The organism is Lysobacter sp. CA199 (assembly GCF_052078715.1).
GTDB lineage: Bacteria > Pseudomonadota > Gammaproteobacteria > Xanthomonadales > Xanthomonadaceae > Lysobacter.
In genome coordinates this window covers 148,967-162,814 of the sequence record NZ_JBQJIL010000003.1, presented here as the reverse complement: position 1 = coordinate 162,814, position 13,848 = coordinate 148,967, and the positions used below count along the sequence as shown (strand labels likewise).

At 65.5% G+C, this 13,848-nt stretch carries 10 protein-coding genes; 6 read left to right on the top strand and 4 right to left on the bottom strand.

The window, feature by feature from the left end; translation table 11 throughout:
- The first annotated feature begins 268 nt into the window (after positions 1 to 268).
- From ACTOWJ_RS05240 to ACTOWJ_RS05215, 6 genes are all read left to right on the top strand, one after another.
- Positions 269 to 802 (top strand): GspH/FimT family protein, encoded by a 534-nt coding sequence (locus ACTOWJ_RS05240; RefSeq protein WP_441333547.1) that lies wholly within the window; start codon positions 269 to 271, stop codon positions 800 to 802.
- Positions 803 to 957: 155 nt separating this feature from the next.
- Positions 958 to 1,824 (top strand): HlyC/CorC family transporter, encoded by an 867-nt coding sequence (locus tag ACTOWJ_RS05235; RefSeq protein WP_441333546.1) that lies wholly within the window; start codon positions 958 to 960, stop codon positions 1,822 to 1,824.
- A gap of 230 nt (positions 1,825 to 2,054) precedes the next feature.
- The gene (locus ACTOWJ_RS05230; protein ID WP_441333545.1) at positions 2,055 to 3,332 is read left to right on the top strand and encodes a lipoprotein N-acyltransferase Lnb domain-containing protein; all 1,278 of its coding nucleotides are present in this window, start codon (positions 2,055 to 2,057) and stop codon (positions 3,330 to 3,332) included.
- A 39-nt stretch (positions 3,333 to 3,371) separates the two neighbouring features.
- Positions 3,372 to 4,364: a magnesium/cobalt transporter CorA gene (gene corA, locus ACTOWJ_RS05225; protein ID WP_441333544.1), complete on the top strand. Its 993-nt coding sequence runs from the start codon at positions 3,372 to 3,374 to the stop codon at positions 4,362 to 4,364.
- A gap of 267 nt (positions 4,365 to 4,631) precedes the next feature.
- On the top strand, positions 4,632 to 6,704 hold the full coding sequence (locus ACTOWJ_RS05220) for a carbon starvation CstA family protein (RefSeq protein WP_441333543.1): 2,073 nt from the start codon (positions 4,632 to 4,634) through the stop codon (positions 6,702 to 6,704).
- A complete protein-coding gene (locus ACTOWJ_RS05215; RefSeq protein ID WP_056116819.1) occupies positions 6,704 to 6,925 on the top strand; it encodes a YbdD/YjiX family protein in 222 nt (73 codons plus the stop codon). The genes ACTOWJ_RS05220 and ACTOWJ_RS05215 overlap by 1 nt, the downstream gene beginning before the upstream one ends.
- 150 nt (positions 6,926 to 7,075) lie before the next feature.
- Here ACTOWJ_RS05215 and ACTOWJ_RS05210 read toward each other — a convergent pair whose 3' ends face one another.
- From ACTOWJ_RS05210 to ACTOWJ_RS05195, 4 genes are all read right to left on the bottom strand, one after another.
- Positions 7,076 to 7,747, bottom strand: a complete 672-nt coding sequence (locus ACTOWJ_RS05210) for a hypothetical protein (protein WP_441333542.1) — start codon at positions 7,745 to 7,747, stop codon at positions 7,076 to 7,078.
- A gap of 131 nt (positions 7,748 to 7,878) precedes the next feature.
- On the bottom strand, positions 7,879 to 9,138 hold the full coding sequence (locus ACTOWJ_RS05205) for a DUF819 family protein (RefSeq protein ID WP_441333541.1): 1,260 nt from the start codon (positions 9,136 to 9,138) through the stop codon (positions 7,879 to 7,881).
- Between the two features lie 285 nt (positions 9,139 to 9,423).
- A complete protein-coding gene (locus ACTOWJ_RS05200; RefSeq protein WP_441333540.1) occupies positions 9,424 to 11,505 on the bottom strand; it encodes a prolyl oligopeptidase family serine peptidase in 2,082 nt (693 codons plus the stop codon).
- 107 nt (positions 11,506 to 11,612) lie between these two features.
- Positions 11,613 to 13,559, bottom strand: a complete 1,947-nt coding sequence (locus tag ACTOWJ_RS05195) for an OPT family oligopeptide transporter (protein WP_441333539.1) — start codon at positions 13,557 to 13,559, stop codon at positions 11,613 to 11,615.
- Between the last annotated feature and the right edge of the window lie 289 nt (positions 13,560 to 13,848).

Here is a 13,848-nt window from a genome sequence, read left to right as displayed (position 1 = left end):
AAGTTGCACACGAAGTACTTTTCGCGCAATGCATTCGGGCACACCTTTTTCGGTTGCCGCGCAAACTCTGCTTCCACGCTTCTTTTGCGCCCTCTTCTTCGATGCACAGCGATGGTGATCTCTTTGCAGCCATTCTGCGGCTCAGCGATCGCGAAATCCCGCTTTCGCGAAATCCGATACACCAGCGCGGAACAGTCCGATCCCATCGCCGCGACGACTTGGCGACACTGCGGCTCCCGTCGGACCCGCGCGAAGGAGCGCCTGAACAATGAAACGCAATCGTGGCCTGTCGTTACTCGAAGTGGTGATCGCGCTGGCCGTCGTCGCGGTTATCTTGGCGTTCGCGATTCCGGCGGTGGCCGCGGTCAGCGAGCGCGTGCAGATCGTTCGCATCCAGACCGCTTTGAGCGAAGCTTTCCTTGCGTCGTCGCGCCATGCGGTCGCCGGTGGAGTGGCCACGGTGTTGTGCCCGAGCCGCGATCAGGCCAGTTGCGTCGACGGGCACGATTGGAGCCACGGCTGGCTGGCCTTCGCCGATCTGGATGCCGACCGTAAATTCGGAGCCGGCGATGTCGCGATACACCAGGCCGGCGCTATGGCCGGCGGACTGCACCTGTACAGTTCGCCCGGGCGTCCCCGTCTGGTGTTTCAACCAGACGGCGGCAATGCCGGCAGCAACGCCACATTCACCGTCTGTGTCGGCGGCGGGCGGCAGGTGGGAGTGCTGGCGCTGTCCAATGCCGGCCGGTTTCACCTGGTGCGGACACGGCCGGAGCACTCGGCCCCATGCATAGACAATTGATTTTAAATGAAAATGTTTCAACACAGCGATTTCAGCGCGCGGCCGGAGCGAGGGGCCCGCGCATCGTCCCGGCCGGCTCGGGGAGTGCATGAGCGGGCTTCCGGGTTAGACTGATTCTCTCGCTCTTCCCCCAAAGGGCGCTGCTCAAGAATCGAATGTCCGAGGACGACAGTAGTACCCATTCGCCGGAACCCCCCGAGAAACGGCGTTCCTGGCTCGACCGCATCAGTTCGGCGCTGTCGGGCGAGCCCAGTTCCCGCGAAGACTTGGTCGAGTTGCTGCGCGATGCGCAATCCGACGGGCTGATCGCCGCCGATACCTTGCACATGATGGAAGGCGCGATCGCGGTCTCCGACCTCTCCGTCGGCGATGTGATGATCCCGCGTTCGCAAATGGTCGCCTTGCCGGCCGACGCCAAGTTTCTCGACCTGATGAAAATGGTGGTCGAATCCGGGCACTCGCGCTTCCCGGTGCACGGCGACGACAAGGACGAGATTCTCGGCATCCTGCTGGCCAAGGATCTGTTGCGCGGCGTGGTCGCCGACAACGGCCCGGGCAGCATCCACGAATTGTTGCGGCCGGCGGTGCTGATTCCCGAATCCAAGCGCCTGGACGTGCTGCTGCGCGAATTCCGCCAGTCGCGCAACCATATGGCGATCGTGATCGACGAGCACGGCGGCGTCGCCGGCTTGCTCACCATCGAGGACGTGCTGGAGCAGATCGTCGGCGAGATCGACGACGAGCACGACGAAGCCGAGAACACCGACGCGTTGATCGCGGCGCAGGCCGACGGCCAATACGTGGTCGACGCGCTGACCCCGATCGACGATTTCAACGAACGTTTCGGCGCCGATTTCGACGACGACGAGTACGACACCATCGGCGGCCTGGTCACCGCGGCGATCGGGCATCTGCCCGAAGCCGGCGAGGAACTCACCTTGGACCGGTTCGTGTTCCGGGTCGCCAGCGCCGATGCGCGGCGGGTGCATGCCTTCCATGTCGGCGTGCTGGGCAACGGCTGACTTCGACGGTTCGACGGTTCGACGGTTCGGTCGCGTGAGACCGTGGATGCCCTCATCCGCCCCTTCGGGGCGCCTTCTCCCGCTCGCGGGAGAAGGCAACAGCGGCGCAACGTCTCCGCACCCGCTCCGGCCCGAGCTGCCTGCGTTATCCGGATGGCGACGCCAAGCCCGGCACGTTCGCCGTGGCTGTTTACAATGGCCGCCACCCGCCCAGCCGGATCCGGCCACCCGTGACCTCTCTTTCCCGCTTCGTCCGGCTCCATGCCCTGGCTGTCCTGCTGTTGATCCAATCGGTGGCCCACGCGGCTCCGGACGCGGCTCCGCCTCCGGCGTCAACCCCCCCTGCGCCCCCGGCCGCCGTACAGGCGCCGGCCGCGTCCGGCGAGCCGAAGACGCCGCGCATCGGCATGGTCACCATGCAGCCGGGCCAGGAGTTCTGGTCGCGCTTCGGTCACGATGCGCTGATCGTGCTCGATCAGGACACCGGCCGGGCGACTTCGTACAACTTCGGCTACTTCGACCCCAGCGAGCCCGATTTCGTCCAGCGCTTCATCCGCAACGACATGCGCTACCGGCTGCTCGCCGTGCCGTTCGACCAGGACATGGCCCAGTACGGTTACGAAGGCCGCGGCGTATCGGTGCAATGGCTGGACCTCACTCCGGTGCAAGCGCGGCAGTTGGCCGAAGCGCTGCGGGTCAATGCCCTGCCCGAGAACGCTTATTACCGGTATCAGTATTTCGACGACAACTGCGCCACCCGCGTGCGCGACGCGATCGACCGCACCCTCGGCGGCGCGCTGCGGCGCCAGACCGAAGGCCGCTCGCACGGCAATACCCTGCGCAGCGAAGCCATGCGCCTGTCCAAGCCTGACCTGTGGATGTGGGCCTCGCTCGACATCCTGATCGGCCCGGAAGGCGACAAACCGGTGCCGGTATGGGCCGAGTCCTATGTGCCCAGCCGCCTGGCCGCGGCCTTGCGCGAAGTGAAGAACGATCAGGGCCGGCCGCTGGTGCAGGCCGAACGCGAACTGCTGCCGCACCGGATCAGCCCGGAGCCGGAAGCCGCCCCGCTGCCGTGGTGGCCGTGGGCCCTGGCCGGGCTGGCGCTCGGCGCGGCCTTGGCCTGGATCGGCGACCGCAGCCCGCGCGTGCTGGCCATCGCCGCGCTGCCGCTGTGGGGCCTGCTCGGATTGATCGGCGCGCTGCTGGCGTACACCTGGTTCGGCACCGGCCACACCTACGGTTGGGAGAACCGCAATCTGCTGCTGTTCAACCCGCTGTGCCTGCTGTTGTGGTTCGGCGGCTTCCGCGCGCTGCGCGGTCGCGAGACCGGGCCGGTGTTCGTCTGGCTGACCAGGCTGGTCGCGTTGTGCGCGGTCGCCGCGTTGTTCCTGTATTGGCTGCCGGTGTATCCGCAGCGCAATGCGCATTGGATCGCGTTGTGGCTGCCGATCCATGTCGGTCTGTGGTTCGGCTTCCGCAAGGCCGCGCGCCTGCGTCTGGCCTGACCGCTTGCCCCTGCGCGCGCGTGGGGGCAGGATTCGGCCATGAGCGATCCTTCCCTCCCCCAATGCGTCATCAATTGCGCGGCCTACGGCCGCGACGGCACCCGCCGCGACATCACCCTGGACCAGATCAGCGATGTGCTCGCGGTCGACGACGGCAGTTTCGTCTGGGTCGGGCTGTACGAGCCCGATGAGGGCATCCTGGAAAAACTGCAGGAAGAATTCTGCCTGCACGATCTGGCGGTCGAGGACGCCCACAACGCCCACCAGCGGCCGAAGATCGAGGCCTACGGCAACTCGCTGTTCATCGCCATCCACACCGCGCAGAAGATCGACAACCGCATCCGCTTCGGCGAAACCCATCTGTTCGTCGGCCCGCGTTACCTGGTGACCGTGCGCCACGGCGCATCGATCAGCTACAAGGCCGCGCGCGCGCGCATGGAGCGCGAGAAGGATCTGCTCCAACACGGTCCCGGCGCCGGCCTGTACGCTGTGCTCGACAGCGTGGTCGACAATTTCATGCCGATCGTCGAAGGCTTCACCCAGGAACTCAACGAGCTGGAAAAGGATATCTTCGCCGAGGACTTCCACACCGAGGTCGTGCGCGAGCTGTACGACCTCAAGCGCGAACTGACCCGTCTGCGCATGGCGGTCTCGCCGCTGCAGGACATCCTCGGCCAACTCGCGCGCGCGCGCGGCGGCCTGATCGACGAAGAGATCCAGTTGTATTTCCGCGACGTGCTCGACCATGCCGTGCGCATCAACGAAATCACAGACACCTTGCGCGAGATGCTGACCACCGCGGCCAGCGTGAACCTGTCGCTGGTGACCGTGCGCCAGGGCGAAACGGTCAAACGCCTGGGCGCGTGGGCGGCGCTGCTGGCGGCTCCGACCTTGATCGCGAGCTGGTACGGCATGAACTTCGTGCACATGCCGGAACTGCCGGGGCAATGGAGTTACTGGATTCTGATCGGCGTGGTGATCACCGCCTGCGTGGTGTTGTACATCGGATTCAAGCGGGCGAAGTGGTTGTAGGGCGCGCTTAGTTCGCTCCGGCAATCGCGATATTGGAGTTGTTCCTGTAGGAGCGGCGCAAGCCGCGACCGTGAAGCCGCGGATGCGTCGTAGGTGCGCGGTCGCGGCTTGCGCCGCTCCTACAGGGGCCAGCCGAGAACCACCGCGCACCGTCGCCCCGCCTAAGACCAAAGTATCAGCCCGATTCGCGCCGCTTTGCCGCACTGCGCATTGACCCGCCCGGCGCCAGGGGCGACGCTTCGGGGGGTTCAAAACGGGAGGGTCGTCATGAAAGGTGGTCTGGGCAAACTGGGCTGGGCGGCCCTCGCGGTTCTCGGGGCGTTCTGCCTGGGCACGATCGCGCTGCGGCGCGGCGAACACATCAACGCGCTGTGGATCGTAGTCGCGGCGGTATCGATCTATCTGGTCGCCTACCGCTACTACTCCCTGTTCATCGCCAACAAGGTGATGCAGCTCGATCCGACCCGGGCCACGCCCGCGGTCATCAACAACGACGGCCTGGACTACGTTCCGACCAACAAACACGTGTTGTTCGGCCATCACTTCGCCGCGATCGCCGGCGCCGGACCGCTGGTCGGGCCAGTGCTGGCCGCGCAGATGGGCTACCTGCCCGGCTTGCTGTGGCTGATCGTCGGCGTGGTGCTGGCCGGCGCGGTGCAGGACTTCATGGTCCTGTTCGTCTCCAGCCGCCGCAACGGCCGTTCGCTCGGCGACCTGGTGCGCGAGGAGATGGGCCGCATTCCCGGCACCATCGCGCTGTTCGGCGCCTTCCTGATCATGATCATCATCCTCGCGGTGCTGGCGATGATCGTGGTCAAGGCGCTGGCGGAAAGTCCGTGGGGCATGTTCACGGTGATCGCGACCCTGCCGATCGCGGTGATGATGGGCGTGTACATGCGCTACATCCGCCCAGGCAAGATCGGCGAGATCTCGATCGTCGGTCTGATTCTGCTGCTCGCAGCGATCTGGTACGGCGGCGTGATCGCGGCCGATCCGGTGTGGGGCCCGCGCTTCACCTTCACCGGCACCCAGATCACCTGGATGCTGATCGGTTACGGCTTCGTCGCCGCGGTGCTGCCGGTGTGGCTGCTGCTGGCGCCGCGCGACTATCTTTCGACGTTCCTCAAGATCGGCACCATCATTGCGCTGGCGATCGGCATCGTGATCGTGATGCCCGACCTGCGCATGCCGGCGCTGACCCAGTTCACCGACGGCACCGGCCCGGTGTGGAAAGGCGGCCTGTTCCCGTTCTTGTTCATCACCATCGCCTGCGGCGCGGTCTCGGGCTTCCACGCGCTGATTTCCTCCGGCACCACGCCCAAGCTGCTCGCCAATGAATCGCATATGCGCTACATCGGCTACGGCGGCATGCTGATGGAATCCTTCGTCGCGATCATGGCGCTGGTGGCGGCCTCGGTGATCGATCCGGGCGTGTACTTCGCCATGAACAGTCCGGCCGCGCTGGTCGGCACCGACGTGCATGCGGTCGCGCAGACGATTTCGAGCTGGGGCTTCGCGGTCACGCCCGAGGTGCTGGAAGCCACGGCCAAGGACATCGGCGAACACACCATCCTGGCCCGCGCCGGCGGCGCGCCGACGCTCGCGGTCGGCATCGCCCAGATCCTGCACAACGTGTTGCCTGGCGAGAACACGATGGCGTTCTGGTACCACTTCGCGATCCTGTTCGAGGCGCTGTTCATCCTGACCGCGGTCGACGCCGGCACGCGCGCGGGCCGATTCATGCTGCAGGACCTGCTCGGCAGCTTCGTGCCGTCGCTGCGCCGCACCGAGGCCTGGGGGCCGAACCTGATCGCCACCGCAGGCTGCGTGGCGTTGTGGGGTTACTTCCTGTACCAGGGCGTGATCGATCCGCTGGGCGGCATCAACACCTTGTGGCCGCTGTTCGGTATCGCCAACCAGATGCTCGCCGGTATCGCGTTGATGCTGTGCACCGTGGCGTTGTTCAAGCTCAAGCGCGATCGCTACGCCTGGGTGACGATCCTGCCGGCCACGTGGCTGCTGATCTGCACCAGCACCGCCGGCTTCATCAAGATTTTCGACAACAATCCGGCGGTCGGCTTCCTGGCGCAGGCGCACAAGTACAGCGCGGCCATCGCCAAGGGCGAAGTGGTGGCGCCGGCCAAGAGCATCGATCAGATGCAGCAGATCATGGTCAACAGCTACGTCAACACCGGGCTGACCGCGCTGTTCCTGTTCGTGGTGTTCAGCGTGCTGATTTATTCGGTGGGGGCGATCGTGAAGGCGCGGGCCAACCCGCAACGCAGCGACCGCGAGTCGCCGTACGTGGCCCTGACCCCCGCCCAGATGGCGGACGTGTGATGGGCACCGCACTCGTACCCGCCAGCCAATATCAGCTCTACAAGCGCACCTGGCGCCGCCTGGTACAGACCGCGCGGCTGTGTTGCGGGGTGCCGGACTACGACAACTACGTCCGGCATCTGATGGAGAAGCATCCGGAGCGGCCGATTCCGGACTACGCGACCTTCTTCCGCCAACGGCAGGAAGCGCGTTACGGCGGCGGACGGATTGGGTGTTGTTGAACCTGGACCGATATCGCCCATGACGGGTCACGAATGACGAAAGGCCGCCCAGGGGCGGCCTTTTTCTTGTATTGCGCCATCGCCCCGCACGGGAAGATCACTAACCTTATGGCGAACAACGACGGTCTTCGATCGTCCCCGCGCTCCGCATCATCGCTTGTCGCACAACCAACGCGGCACCACCGCGACGCGTTCCTGCTCGAACGCCGGCAATACGCTCAAGGCCGCCTTGGCTATTTCCGACGAGATCATGCCGCAATCGCTTTCCTCGTCCAGCGACTGCGGCGAGATCAACGCCTCCAGCGCAAGGTTCAAGTCCGCGGGCAAATACACCGCAGCGGCTCTCACGTTGGCGAGAACGCACTCTCGCGCCTGCTCCGGCGAAAAATCGTCCAGCAGATGCTCGAAATCGGCGGCACTCTCCACCAGTTGTTCGAATACGAAATGCTCGAAGCTCGCCGCCTGTATCGCGCTGTCGTCGCGATCGTGCCAGATCAAGCTGACACCTACCTCGCCGGTTGCCGTCGCCATCAGGCAATAGGCGTCTCCGGCGCCGGATATCGCGAACGGCACGAACGCGCGTGCGTCCTGGAAATTCGGATTGAGCCAGTTCTCGACGATCTCGCCGGCCTGCTCGGCGTCGATCCATTCCAGATCGTAGGCGCAGGAAAGCAATGGCTGTGCCTTACGGGTGTAATCGCTCCAGTTCGCTTTCCAGTCGGCTGGGCCGTCGCCGTAACGCGTCTTTCCGTCGGCCAGCAGGCGGACGAGGATCGACGGCAGAGGAATGCCGCTGCTTGCGGCTAACGACTCGTAGGTCATGGCGGGCCAGTCGAGCAATGATGTTGCGAACTTGCGACTGTAGGAGCGGCGCGAGCCGCGACTGCGACATCGCGCTTACGACGCAGGCGTGGTGTCGCAGTCGCGGCTCGCGCCGCTCCTACAGTCGGGCTTCAGGCTGGCGAAGCGCCGGCCAGGGAGCGCAAGGTGATACCGACCACGTAGGCCAAGCCGGTACCGGTCGCATAGCCCAGCGTGCCCAGCAGCGCGCCCACCGGCGCCAGCGACGGATGGAACGCCGAGGCCACCACCGGCGCCGAGGCCGGGCCGCCGATATTGCTTTGCGAGCCGATCGCGAAATAGAAGAACGGCACGCGCAGCAAACGCCCCACGCCCCACAGGATCAGGATGTGCACGACGATCCAGATCAATCCCAGCGCGAACAGCCACGGCTTGTCGAGCAATGCCAGGATGTCCATCTGCAGACCGATGCAGGCGATCAGGAAGTACAACAGCAGGCTGCCGATCTTCGACGCGCCCGCACCTTCGAGTTCGCGCGCGCGGGTGAAGCTCAGCGCCAGGCCGGCGAAGGTGGACACCGCCACCACCCAGAAGAACGGCTCGTGCAGGCTCACCGTGCGCGCCCACGACACGTTGGCGGCAAACCAGGCCGACAACGGCCCGGCGATCGCGTGCGCTAATCCGACCACGCCGAACGCGATACCGACGATCATCGCCAGATCGGTCAGGCTGGCCACGCGCTGGTGCTGGGCCTGGAAACTTTCGATGCGTTGCTTGAGCTCCTCGATGCCGCGGGTGTCGGCGCCGCTGCGCTCATCGATCTGTTTGGCGCGGCTGGCCAGGAAGATCAGCACCGCCATCCACACATAGCCCACGCCGACGTCGACCACTGCGAATTGGCCGAAGGTGGTCGCATCGACCTGGAAGATTTCCTTCATCGCCAGCATGTTGGCACCGCCGCCGATCCAGCTGCCGGCCAGCGCGGCCATGCCGCCCCAGGTGTCGCCAGCGACGGTTTCCGGATGGAAGGCGCGCATCGCCACGAACGCCACGATCGCGCCGAACATCACGCTCAAAGAGGACACCGCATACATCACCAGCAGCTTGGGCCCGAGCTTGAGCACGCCCTTCAGGTCGATGGTCAAGGTCAGCAGCACCAACGCCGCCGGCAGCAGCACCCGGCTGGCGACCGGGTTGTAGAGCTTGGTGTTCTGGCCGTCGACGAGACCGACGGTGTTGTAGATTCCGGGAATGAAATAGCACAGCAGCAAGGCCGGCACGAAGGTGTAGAACTTCTTCCACACGCCGCTTTCCTTCGACGAAGTCCAGAACACCAGACCCAAAGTCGCGGCGATCAGGCCGAGGACGACGATGTCGTTGCTGATGAGCGCCGTGCGGGCGGTGTCGGGCATGCCGGAGTTACCTTGCGTTGGTGTCCCCGCTTTTACTTCGGATCGGCGCCGTTGGGCAAGGGCCGGTGGTGCGGGGATCCGGATTCAGCCGACGAATCCGTCGCTGCATCGGGTTGCCCTTGTAGGAGCGGCGCGAGCCGCGACCGCGAAACCGCGCTTACGTCGTATGTGCGATGTCACGGTCGCGGCTCGCGCCGCTCCTACAGTCGGATACGGGCAGGCGACGCCTCCGAAACGACGAAGGCCACCCGAGGGCGGCCTTCGTTGGATCAAGCTACGCGGCGCTTACTGCCCGATATGCTGCTTCAACCAGCCATTGACCGTGTCGTGCCACAGCACGCTGTTCTGCGGCTTGAGCACCCAGTGGTTCTCGTCGGGGAAGTACAGGAACTTGGACTCGATGCCCTGACGCTGCAGCGCGGTGAACACGCCCAGGCCCTGCTCGACCGGAATGCGGAAGTCCTGCTGGCCGTGGATCACCAGCATCGGCACCTTCCAGTCCTTGACGTGATTGACCGGGTTGAATTTCTCGTAGCTCGCCGGCTTGTCGTAAGGCGTGCCGCCCTGCTCCCACTCGGTGAACCATAGTTCTTCGGTCGCGTAACCCATCATGCGCTGGTCGAACACGCCGTCGTGGCTGACCAGACACTTCCACGGCTGCTGCCAGTTGCCGGCGATCCAGTTGACCATGAAGCCGCCGTACGACGCACCCAACGCGCAGGCCTTATCGCCGTTGAGGAAGGAATACTTCTTCTGCGCCGCGGCCCAGCCTTTCTGCAGATCTTCCAGCGGACGGTCGCCCCAGTGCTGGCTGATCGCATCAGTGAAGGCCTGGCCGTAACCGGTGGAGCCGTGGAAGTCGATCATCACCACCGCATAGCCCTGGCCGGCGTAGGTCTGCGGATTCCAGCGATAGCTCCAGCCATTGCCGAAGCTGCCCTGCGGGCCGCCGTGGATCAGGAATGCGACCGGGTATTTCTGGCCCTCCTGGTAGTTCCACGGCTTGACCACGTAGCCGTGCACGGTGTCGCCGTTCCAGCCCTTGAAGTCGAACTGTTCGAACTCGCCGAAGCGCACGTTCGGAAGCAGTTCGCCCGCGCTCGGAGTGATCGCGCGCTGCGGTGCGCCGTCCAGACCGCCGACGAAGATCTGGTCGCCGCTCTTGAGGCTGTTGCGGGTGAACGCCACGGTCTTGCCGGCGAGCGCCACCGTACCCACGGTGCCCTCGCCGATCAACAACGCGGCCTTGCCGCTGGCGATGTCGACGCCGAACAACGGCTGTTGGCCGAGATCCTCGGCGGTGGTGTAGATGGTCTTGCCGTCGTCGGACAATGCGATGCCCGAGGCCGAGCGATCCCATTCCGGCGCGATCTCGCGCGATTTGCCGCTGGCCAGATCCAGTTCGATCAGGGCGAAACGGTCGGCCTCGAAGCCCGGACGCTTCATCGCGCGGTAGTACAGGGTCCTGCCGTCCTTGGCGAACACCGCGCCGGTGTCCCAGGCCGGGTTCGACGCGGTCAGATTCTTGGCCGTGCCGCCGTCGGCGCCGACCAGGTACAGATCGAAATTGGTCGACCACGGTTCCTTGGCGTCGGCCTTGCGCGCGCTGAACACCAGCGACTGGCCGTCGGGCGACCAGGTGTATTCGCTGCTGTCGCCGAACGGACGCGAGGGCACGTCGCCGATCACTTCAGCGCTGACGAGCTTGGCGCTCGAGGCGGTCTTGCCCACGGCCGGCAGATCGGTCACGAACAGACGGTTCAGGCGACCGTCGTTCCACGCATCCCAATGCCGCACGAACATGCGGTCGAAGACCTTGCCGGTGGCCTTGCTCTTCTCGGCCTCGCCGAGCTTCTTCTTGCTGCAGGCCAAGTCCGCCGCGCAATCCACATAGGCCTCGGCGTTGAACGCGATGCGCTTGCCGTCGGGCGAGATCTGATAGCCGCCGACGTCGCCGTCGAACGCAGTGACCTGCTTGGGCGTGCCGCCGCTCAGCGGCAGTGCGTACAGCTGCGAGCTGCCGCCCTTGCTGCTGAGGAAGTACACGGTCTTGCCGTCGGGCGAAAACGCCGGCGAGTTGACGTTCCAGCCTTCGGGAGTCAAACGCTTCGGCGGCGCCGCGTCGCGCGCGAACAGGTCTTCGATCCACAGCGACGTCGAGGACTTGTTGGCGGCGAAATCGACCACGCGCTTGGCGAACACCAGTTGGCGGCCGTCGGGCGAAAGCGTCGGCGAGGAGAAGCGGTCCATCGCCGCCATGTCGCGCACTTCCAGGCCGCGGGCGAGCGCCGGGGTAAGCGAGAAAGCCGGCGCGGATACGCAGGCCAGCGTCAAAGCCAACGGCAAAAGTGCGTGGCGTGGCGTCATGATCGAACCTCTTGCATTGATGTTGCGTTGAGCCCGGCGCGCATCGGCGCGCTCGGAGGGATGAAACGCGAACGGCCCGGCATCGCTGCCGGGCCGTTCGCGCAAACTCAGGACTGGCTTGGCGCCGCGCTCTTGGTGCTGCGGTAGAACAGCGCGACCACCAAGGCCAACACGACCAGGCCGACCAGCGGCCCGAAGTGCCAGGCTTTCGGCAGCGCCAGCACGTCGCGATTGGCAGTGATGACGATCGGGAACGCGATCGCGATACCCATCAGCGCCTCGCCAGTGATCAGACCGGCGGCGAACAAGGTGCCGGGGCGATGCACGCGGTCGACTTCTTCTTCGCTGCTGTTCGCGGTCAAACCGCGACGGCGGCCGACGATGTGCGAGAGCACGCCGCCGAGGAAGATCGGCACCATCAGTTCCAACGGCAGGTAGATGCCGATCGCCGCGGCCAACACCGGCACGCGGAACTTGGACTTGCGCGACTTCAGCCATTCGTCGAACGCGATGATTACCGCGCCGATGCCGGCGCCGATGGCGATCATCGTCCACGGCAGTTCGCCGCCGAACAGGCCCTTGGCCACCGAAGCCATCAAGGTGGCCTGCGGCGCCGCCAGCGAGTTCGGATGCTCCGGCGTCGGCGCGCCGATGCCGTAGGCGGCGGCGAGCAGGTTGAGGATCGGCGCCATGATCAAGGCGCACGAGAACGCGCCGATGCCGAGCATCAGCTGCTGCTTCCACGGCGTCGCGCCGACGATGTAGCCGGCCTTGAGATCCTGCAGATTGTCTCCGCCGACCGCAGCGGCGCAGCACACCACCGCGCCGATCATGATCGCAGCGACCGCGCCGATCGGCGAGTCGCGACCCAGCATCAGCACCAGCACCGCCGAAGCGAACAGGATGGTGGAGATGGTGATGCCCGAAACCGGGTTGTTGGACGAACCGATCAGGCCGGCCAGATACGCCGACACCGACACGAACAGGAAGCCGGCGACGATCATGATGATGGTCATCGGCACGCTGACGAACCAGTTGCCGACGATGGCCTGATACAGCAGCAACAGCGGCAGCACGAACGCGACCAGCGCGACCAGCATCCACTTCATCGGCAGATCGCGGTCGGTCTCGGCCACGGGGCCGGCCGACGCGCTCTTGCGCGCCGCGGCCAGACCGCTCTTGACCCCCGACAGCAACGACTTGCGCAGCGAGAACAGCGTCCACACGCCGCCGATCAGCATCGTGCCCACGCCCAGGTAACGGACCTTCGCTGACCAGATCGCGCCGCCGATGTCGGCCGCGCTGCCGCCGGCGATCTTCGCCGCGAGCACCGGATCGGTGTCGAGGAAGAATGCGTGATAGATCGGAATCGCGAACTGCCACGACAGCACCGAACCGGACAACACCACGATGCCGACGTTGAGACCGACGATGTAACCCACGCCGATCAGCGCCGGCGACAGGTTGGTGCCCATGTAGCCCAGGTACTTGCCCATGAAGCCGGAGATCACCGCGTTGTCCGGAATCATGCGCATGCCGCTTTCGGCGGCGAGCTTGATCACGGCGCCGACCGAGGCGGCGACGGCCAGTATCTTCAGGCCCGGCCCCGGATTCTCGCCGGCCTTGAGCACTTCGGCCGCGGCCTTGCCCTCGGGGAACGGCAGCGGGTCTTCGACGATCATCGAACGGCGCAGCGGCACCGAAAACAGCACGCCAAGCAGGCCGCCGAGGCCGGCGATGGCGAGCACCCACGAGTAGCGGAAGGTGTCCCAGTAGCCCAGGATCACCAGCGCCGGAATCGTGAAGATCACGCCCGCGGCGATTGAGGAGCCGGCCGAGGCGCCGGTCTGGACGATGTTGTTCTCCAGGATCGTCCCGCGACCGAGCACGCTCAGCACCCCCATGGAGATCACGGCGGCGGGAATCGCGGTGGCGATGGTCAGGCCGGCGAACAGGCCCAGGTAGGCGTTGGCTGCCGCCAAGATCACCGCCAGGAACACGGAGAGCACGACGGCTCGGAAGGTCAATTGCGGCTGTTTTTCGGACGAGGCCATCGGCGTCTCCATCGCGGGTGATCGGGCAGTGCGGCGGTGTATGGGCGGAGCCGGACGCCAGGGTCCGGACGCCACGCAATCCGCCGATGATGGCATCCGCCGCGTGCCGCTGTAAAAGTGCAGTGCGGCAAAAAGCGGATTGGGCAAAAAGCCCGTGGCTGCGGGGGAATCGGGAATTCGCGGGGATTTGGGAGTAACGCGACGGGGCGGCCCTCACCCCAGCCCTCTCCCGCAAGCGGGGAGAGGGAGCGCAGGATCGCTAACCCGAAGGGAGCGCACTCTCGCCAGT

Coding starts and splice junctions, on each gene's coding strand:
- ACTOWJ_RS05205 (WP_441333541.1), bottom strand. CDS start 9,138: ATGCCCGACACCGCCCGCACGGCGCTCATCAGCAACGACATCGTCGTC.
- ACTOWJ_RS05215 (WP_056116819.1), top strand. CDS start 6,704: ATGGGCACCGCACTCGTACCCGCCAGCCAATATCAGCTCTACAAGCGC.
- corA (WP_441333544.1), top strand. CDS start 3,372: ATGAGCGATCCTTCCCTCCCCCAATGCGTCATCAATTGCGCGGCCTAC.
- ACTOWJ_RS05220 (WP_441333543.1), top strand. CDS start 4,632: ATGAAAGGTGGTCTGGGCAAACTGGGCTGGGCGGCCCTCGCGGTTCTC.
- ACTOWJ_RS05240 (WP_441333547.1), top strand. CDS start 269: ATGAAACGCAATCGTGGCCTGTCGTTACTCGAAGTGGTGATCGCGCTG.
- ACTOWJ_RS05195 (WP_441333539.1), bottom strand. CDS start 13,559: ATGGCCTCGTCCGAAAAACAGCCGCAATTGACCTTCCGAGCCGTCGTG.
- ACTOWJ_RS05200 (WP_441333540.1), bottom strand. CDS start 11,505: ATGACGCCACGCCACGCACTTTTGCCGTTGGCTTTGACGCTGGCCTGC.
- ACTOWJ_RS05235 (WP_441333546.1), top strand. CDS start 958: ATGTCCGAGGACGACAGTAGTACCCATTCGCCGGAACCCCCCGAGAAA.
- ACTOWJ_RS05210 (WP_441333542.1), bottom strand. CDS start 7,747: ATGACCTACGAGTCGTTAGCCGCAAGCAGCGGCATTCCTCTGCCGTCG.